Raw genomic sequence first — 6829 nt, 5'->3', positions numbered from 1 at the left:
GCCTTTATAAAATGCGTGTAACAGATGCAAGTCTGTATTTTTTCGCTGCATGATAAGGAAGGTCTTTTTTTACGATAAATTAATAAAGTTTCTCCATTCGCATTTGTTAAAGATTTAAATTTAATCAAATCTTGATTTTCTATATACGAAAACCCCGTATTAAGGGGTGAAAATAGAAAAGCTATAAATAAAACAAACAATATCAATGCCGCAAACGGTAATATCAATGCTACGAGTATGACGATCTTGATGGCTTTCCACAATGTTTTTAATATCTTTACTGCTTGCATTAAGATTTACCTCCTCTCTATTTTAAAATTTACTGCGGTATTTATAAACTTGCGCCGCCTATCTTAGCGGCCTTGAAATTTCATCGCGCGAGCTTGCCTTTAAGGCCGTAATACGGATAATCCATCGCCGCAGCGGCAGCCTCTCGCGCAGAGGCGCCTGCAAATTTCTCGATCACGCAAAGTCCAAGCTCTATGGAGCTGCTCACGCCGCCAGCAGTGATGATCTCGCCTCCTGCGGGCAGGCTTTCGCGCACGAGCCGCTCGTGCACCACGTCCGCGCAGTAAGGCGCCAGCAGATCGTAGCAAAACGGATGCGTGGTCGCGCGTCTACCGCGCAAAAACCCCACTGCGCCCAGAAGCAGCGAACCGGTGCAAACGCCAAACTTATACTTTGCATCGCGCGCGGTTGCGAGCCACGAGATGAAGCCCGCATCGTCTTTAAGGCGTCGCGTCGCCATACCGCCGGGCACAAAAACCGCATCAAAGCCGCCCAGATCCGTCGTGATCTCGCCCGCATCGATCGTAAGGCCGCCGCTATCCGAAACCTGCCGCTCGCGCGAGCAAAACCTCATCTCAAGCTGCGGGCGGACGGCTTTGAGCCTTAACATACAATCGTAAAATCCCACAAAATCGAGGTGCGTCTGTCCACTAAACATCACAAGCGCTAGATTTTTCATGATCCGTCCTTTAAATTTATCGCTCGCCTATAGGTTTTCGGTTCGCCGCCGCTGCAATTCTCGCCGCCGCAAGTCGTAAAATGCGCGACGGCTAAATTTTGATACCGCAGGCTGCCAAAACGCTCAAACAAATTTTAAATTTTACCCGCATTAAAAACTCGCAGAATTTTACCGCCCGCGAATTAAATTTCAGAAGCGGTTAAAATTTTGCGCGTTTTTTATTCGACCTTACTCAGACCCATAAAAGCCCGCACGCCCGCATAGTGCAGCCTTTTTGAAACATTTTCAAATTCCAAATCCCAAACTCCCTCGTCGTATTTCCATTCAAACGGCGCTTTATAGTTCTCGTAAATTTTACGAGCCTGCTTATTTATCTCTTCGATGAGCTCCGCGATATTCAAAGCCTTGCCCGCCTCGCTCATCATCAAATGCCAGTTGTCCAAATCGGCGGGGTCGTCGGTGTGGATGGATTTTTCGCGCGGAAGATAATACACAAAATCGCCCGTATCAAAGGGAAATAAAGTATGACACAGCGCAATGCCGTAAATTTTTTGGGCAAATACGGTCGGAAGCTGCTCGTCCGAATAGCCAAAAGTCGAAACGTATAAAAAGCTGCGCAAAATGCTCGCTAAATTTCTACAAACGGGCGCAAAGGCGTATCTGCATGCCTGCTGCGTTAAGGCGCCGTTTCGAATAAAACTTATGGCGCTATCGATCTCTCTTCTTCTTGCTTGCACGTATTTTATCTTTTTAAATCGCCAAGCTTGCAAAAGCTGCAAAGAATTGTCGATAGCTCGCAAATGCTTGTCTCTTTTTTCATCCACCGTGCCGCTTAGCTCCGCGATCCTCGCAGTAGCCTGCTTCCAAAACGGAACTAAGGTTTTTACCCATCCCAAGTAGCTCAGATAAAGCGCGTTCGGCTCCTCCTTTTCAAAAGCCGCTCTCATCTGCGTAAGTTCTATCATCGCAGCCCTTTTGTATCTAAATTTTATCCCGCGCGCTACTCCTCGTTCTGCGTCTTCTCGCCGCCCGCCATGCAGCTTTGGAATATAAATTTATGCTCCTGCGGCAGCGCTTCGTAAATTTTACCCGCAAGCTCGCGGATCTCCCAAAGTGCCGCCTTGCTAGAGCGCAGAGCGAGGAAGTTTTGCAAGCTGCGAGCGTTTATGCTCCAGCTAAGCTCGCTCTTGTAGCACTCGGGCAGGCAGTATTTGGCGATATCAAGGCTGATCGGAGTTTGTAAGATTACACGCAGATTTTCAAGAGCCGCGATGCTTGCATTATCGACCGCTTCGTTGCCCGTAAGCACGATGTAGCGCGCGGCGTTTTCGAAATCGCCTTGCGCGAAGCTGTCCTCGCCGCGCAATTCTTTGAGAGTGTAGCGCGTGGATTTTACGCTAAGGCTTGCTAGGCGGTGGCGCGCCAGCTCCTGAAGCAGCGCGCGGGAGATGCCGCTGATGTAGAAGTTGTAGTATAGGTGTTCGAGCGTGCTTGAGTGCTTGAGCTGGTTGCCGACGCGATCTATTAGCGCCAGGTCTTTGGCGCCGCCGCAATCGCCGCGCTCAAAGCTCTGCCAGCAGGTGCGGATCGCGTTTGAGCAGACCCAAAGCGGAGTGAAATTTAGAAGTTTGACTTGCATGTTTTGCCTTTGGTTTTGAAATTTTTGGATGATTTTAGCGTTTCGGGACTTAAAATTTAGCAGGACTCGGCATTTGTATTTTAAAATTTGCATTCATCAAATTTACCTTGCACCGAGATACAAGGTAAATAAAATGAACTTAAGTATAAGGCGTAAGAGATATTTTAATATTGAATTAATACTAAAATACTATTTTGTTCCCGAGAAAAACTTTTTATCCTCATTAAACTTATAAATTTCTTTAGCATTTTTACAATTCTTATAGGCGTTGCTATTTTCGTTTAATTTATCAAAATCGCATTGTTTGAAAACTTTTTCTGCCTCATCGGGATGATTTTGATAGTATTCTAAAGATTTAACCTCCGTATTATCGCAACCCACCAAAAAAGCAGCGAACGCAAGCCCCCCCCAGAGGAACATTTTAGGATTTTTCATTTCATTCTCCTTGTTTGAAATTTTACCTAGTATTTTACCATCTGTTTACTTTAAGAATTTTGAATTACTGCCATTCTACCTGCGCGGCAAATAAATTTAACGAAGCTTTGATACCGCCCTTAAGCTACATTTCGCTAAGATTGCGGCTAAATTTTAAAAAAGGTGCAAAATGAATGATAAATTTAGCAAAATCGGCTTCATTCTCGCAGTCGCAGGCAGTGCCGTAGGGCTCGGCAACGCGTGGAAATTCCCCACTTTAGTAGGCACCAACGGCGGCAGCGCATTTATCTTGCTATATCTTTTGCTGACGCTTTTGGTTAGCTTCGTGATTTTTTTAGCCGAGATCGTCATCGGCAGGCTAAGCGAAAGTGATCCGGTGCGCGCATTTGAAAAGCTCGCGCCCTCATACAAAGGCGCATGGAAATACGCGGGATTTTTTATGATTAGTGCGCTTTTGATCTATGCTTTTTACAGCGTCGTAATGGGCTGGATCCTAAAATACGTGGTCTCAAGCGCTTTTTATCTGCCAAAAAGTATAGATGAAAGCGGCGCAGCGTTTAAAGCACTTTTAGGTAGCGACTTTTTAAGCGCGGCGGTGTGCTTTACCATAGCGTCGGCGTTTTGCTTTTTTATCGTGTCTAAAGGCGTTAAAAGCGGCATCGAGCGGCTTAATGTCTGGATGATGCCCGCGCTATTTATTTTGCTGGTTTTAATGCTAATTTACGCCGCGAGTTTCGATGGATTCGGACGTAGCGCGAAATTCCTACTGGTGCCAGATTTTTCCAAGCTTAATAAGGATAGTGTTCTTTCGGCGCTAGGACTTGCGTTTTTTACGCTTTCGCTTGGCGTTACTACGATTATGACCTATGCTGCAAGCCTGCCTGCGCGCACTAATATCCTAACCTCAAGCATAAATATCGTCTGCATTAATGTCCTAATCGGCGTGATGATGGGACTTATCGTCTTTACTTTCATCTTTGAATTCGGCGGCGATCCCAAAGCGCAAGGCCCAGGGCTAGTGTTTGTCTCGCTGGTGGTACTTTTTTCAAAGCTCGGTGCGATCGGAAACATCCTAGCCTTTTTATTTTTCACCTCGCTATTATTTGCGGCGATTACTTCTGCAATTTCGATGCTGGAGCCTGCGATTTATTATCTCGTAAACTCCCGCAAGCTAAGCCGCAAGCGCGCTTCACTTTTAGTTTTTGCCGTGACGTATGTTTTAGGGATATGCTGCATTTTGGGTTATTACGGGGGCACGAGCGAGTATTTTAGCCTAGGTGGCAAGAGCTTTTTTGACGTGCTTGATTACCTGACCTCGAATATCTTAATGCCTCTTAGCGGCATAATTGTGGCGATTTTCGTAGGGTTCGTGATCAAAAAACGAGCCGTCGAAATTCTACTGCGCCCATATATGGGACGAATGGGCTTTAAGCTGTGGTATTTCGTACTACTGCGCTTCGTGGCGCCAGTCGCGATCGTAGTGATAGCGCTCAATCAGCTAAAAATTTTAAATTTTTAAATTTTGTAAAGCAGGTGGATAACATGGATTTAAAATTTGGCGCTAAAGCAGTCCAAAAGCAACGCGCCAAATTTCATAGCGAACTTGCGGCGATCCGTTAGCCTTGCAGCGATAGTTTAAAATTTTATGTTTAGATAGAGGAAGGTCAAAGTATGCGACGGCAATCAGCTTTCGGCGCGACCGTGCTAACCTGCATGGCGATAGGTGCGCGCGACAAAGGCGTCGTAGCGCAGCCGCGTCTGATTGCACTGTAGAATTTTAAAATTCCGCAGCTTTAAAATTTAAAAAATCATCGGAGCGAAAATGAACGATAAATTTAGCAAAATCGGCTTCATACTTGCCGTCGCAGGCGGCGCGGTGGGGCTTGGCAACGCATGGAAATTCCCCACTCTTGTGGGTCAAAACGGCGGCAGCGCCTTCGTGCTTTTGTACCTCGCGCTCACACTGGGCGTGGGCTTTAGCATATTCCTAGCCGAGATGGCGCTAGGCAGGCTAAGCGGGAGGGATCTACCGAGCGCGTACGAGACGCTTGCGCCGCGCGGCGGGCGTAAATGGCGCGCGGGAGGCGTTTTCATCGCGGGCGGCATGCTGGTGCTGTCCTTTTACCTCGTCATCCTCGGCTGGGTGATCCGCTACATATTTTTGGGCTTTTCTCCGCTGCCCGCAACCGCCGAGGAAGCGGGCGCCGTCTTTGACGATCTCATCTCGCATTCGCTAGTCACGAGTCTGGGCTTTTACGCGCTTGCGCTCGTGCTGACGCTTTCCGTCGTCGCGCGCGGTATCAAAAGCGGTATCGAGCGGCTAAACGTCGTGATGATGCCGCTGCTTTTCGTGCTGCTGCTTGCGATGCTTGCGTATGCGTGCACGATGCAAGGCTTCGGCGCGGCGGCGAAATTTCTTTTCTACCCCGACTTCGGCAAAATCACCGTTAACTCCGTCCTCTCCGCGCTCGGGCTCGCGCTCTTTACCCTATGCGTGGGCGTCGGTTGTATCGCGGCATATGCGGCGTCGCTTAGCGAGGGGGTGCGGCTGGTACGCAGCTCGGTAAACATCGTATTTATCAACATCGCGATCGGGCTGATGATGGGTCTCATCGTCTTTACCTTCATCTTCGAATTCCGCGCCGATCCCGCGCAGGGTGCGGGGCTCGTCTTCGTCTCGCTCACTACGATGTTTGCAAAAATGGGGCTAGCGGGACAGGTGCTTGAAATCGCGTTTTTCGTCTCGCTCTTTTTTGCAGGGATCACGAGCGCGGTTTCTATGATCGAGCCTTTCGTATTCTATCTCATCGGCAGATTTAAAATTTCGCGCCTGCGCGCAGTCTGCATCTCTGGGCTTGTCATAGCGGCGCTAGGCGCATGCTCGCTGCTATCGATGCACGCGGATTATGCGAGCAAATTTAAGCTTTTCGGTGCGAGCTTTTTTGACTGCTTGGACTTCGTAAGCTCAAACGTCATGCTGCCCCTCGGCGCGCTAACCTCGGCGATCTTCGTGGGCTTTGTGATGGATGCGCAGCGCCTGCGCGGGCTTTTCGGCGCCGATATGGGCAAGCTGGGATTTAAAATTTGGTACTTTTCGCTGCGCTTCGTAGCGCCCGTCGCGATCGTGATCATAATGGCAAATCTGCTGTTTTTCGGCGGGAAGTAGGAAGCGAAATTAATAGAAACAAGCGGTAAAATTCACGCGATAAAACGTACGATAGGTTTGTGCGCGAGACGGCGCGCAGGGCTCGCAAGATAATTTGCGACGTTTAAACTCGGCCAAATCGCGCCCTATGATCCACAAAGCGCCGAGCAAAGGGCTTTAACGCGATGAAATTTCATACGGTAATCGTGTACGGTAAAATTTAAGCGTAAATTTTGTGCCTCGTTTCATACCGAAAAGAGCCCAAACGCGCCCGAATTTAAAATTTACGCATTAAAATTTTGCAATCCTCTCGGCAAAGCCTAAAAGCATTAAAATTTTACTACCCGCCAACATAACGAGCGTCGAAATGTGCCGTAAAGTAGCGGGCTTGCTTTACAGACGCGATGAAGATTTTGCGGGTGCGGCCTAAACGGCTAGCGGCGCGCATTTGGGCCGAATGAACCGTTTTAAAGCCGCACGATTTAAGCCGTCTTTAGCGCGCTAGCACTTGCCTGCTTTTTTAAGCAGAGCGTTGCAGTTACCGCCTTTGCCGCTTCCCGTACTACCCGCTGCTCCGACGATTTTCGTGCAAAGCACGTCAGAATCAACTACTATAACGGATGAAAAATAGCAACGATACAAA

At 48.3% G+C, this 6829-nt stretch carries 7 protein-coding genes; 2 read left to right on the top strand and 5 right to left on the bottom strand.

The window, feature by feature from the left end; all coding sequences use genetic code 11:
* The 5 genes from Q0277_RS00270 to Q0277_RS00250 all read right to left on the bottom strand — a co-directional run.
* Nucleotides 1–290, bottom strand: a 290-nt coding sequence (locus Q0277_RS00270; protein ID WP_297994313.1) for a hypothetical protein, incomplete at its 3' end; no start/stop codon positions are given.
* A gap of 80 nt (nucleotides 291–370) precedes the next feature.
* Complete coding sequence (locus tag Q0277_RS00265) at nucleotides 371–967, bottom strand: DJ-1/PfpI family protein (RefSeq protein ID WP_297994309.1); 597 nt, start codon at nucleotides 965–967, stop codon at nucleotides 371–373.
* A 218-nt stretch (nucleotides 968–1185) separates the two neighbouring features.
* Nucleotides 1186–1932, bottom strand: coding sequence for a hypothetical protein (locus Q0277_RS00260; protein ID WP_297994306.1), 747 nt, complete (start codon nucleotides 1930–1932; stop codon nucleotides 1186–1188).
* 35 nt (nucleotides 1933–1967) lie between these two features.
* Complete coding sequence (thyX, locus tag Q0277_RS00255) at nucleotides 1968–2606, bottom strand: FAD-dependent thymidylate synthase (protein WP_297994304.1); 639 nt, start codon at nucleotides 2604–2606, stop codon at nucleotides 1968–1970.
* 189 nt (nucleotides 2607–2795) lie between these two features.
* On the bottom strand, nucleotides 2796–3041 hold the full coding sequence (locus Q0277_RS00250) for an EexN family lipoprotein (RefSeq protein WP_366111843.1): 246 nt from the start codon (nucleotides 3039–3041) through the stop codon (nucleotides 2796–2798).
* Nucleotides 3042–3210: 169 nt separating this feature from the next.
* On the opposite strand from Q0277_RS00250, the gene Q0277_RS00245 reads away from it, so the two are divergent.
* Both Q0277_RS00245 and Q0277_RS00240 read left to right on the top strand, forming a co-directional pair.
* Nucleotides 3211–4560: a sodium-dependent transporter gene (locus tag Q0277_RS00245; RefSeq protein ID WP_297994302.1), complete on the top strand. Its 1350-nt coding sequence runs from the start codon at nucleotides 3211–3213 to the stop codon at nucleotides 4558–4560.
* A gap of 303 nt (nucleotides 4561–4863) precedes the next feature.
* Nucleotides 4864–6207: a sodium-dependent transporter gene (locus Q0277_RS00240; RefSeq protein WP_297994299.1), complete on the top strand. Its 1344-nt coding sequence runs from the start codon at nucleotides 4864–4866 to the stop codon at nucleotides 6205–6207.
* The last annotated feature ends 622 nt before the right edge of the window (nucleotides 6208–6829 follow it).

Source organism: uncultured Campylobacter sp., assembly GCF_938030815.1.
GTDB lineage: Bacteria > Campylobacterota > Campylobacteria > Campylobacterales > Campylobacteraceae > Campylobacter_B.
Note: the sequence above shows the minus strand (reverse complement) of the source record. Positions and strands in the feature narration are given on the sequence as shown.

Bases quoted from the DNA above. Each gene is read 5' to 3' on its own strand.
- Q0277_RS00265 (WP_297994309.1), bottom strand. From the start codon at position 967: ATGAAAAATCTAGCGCTTGTGATGTTTAGTGGACAGACGCACCTCGAT.
- Q0277_RS00260 (WP_297994306.1), bottom strand. From the start codon at position 1,932: ATGATAGAACTTACGCAGATGAGAGCGGCTTTTGAAAAGGAGGAGCCG.
- thyX (WP_297994304.1), bottom strand. From the start codon at position 2,606: ATGCAAGTCAAACTTCTAAATTTCACTCCGCTTTGGGTCTGCTCAAAC.
- Q0277_RS00250 (WP_366111843.1), bottom strand. From the start codon at position 3,041: ATGAAAAATCCTAAAATGTTCCTCTGGGGGGGGCTTGCGTTCGCTGCT.
- Q0277_RS00245 (WP_297994302.1), top strand. From the start codon at position 3,211: ATGAATGATAAATTTAGCAAAATCGGCTTCATTCTCGCAGTCGCAGGC.
- Q0277_RS00240 (WP_297994299.1), top strand. From the start codon at position 4,864: ATGAACGATAAATTTAGCAAAATCGGCTTCATACTTGCCGTCGCAGGC.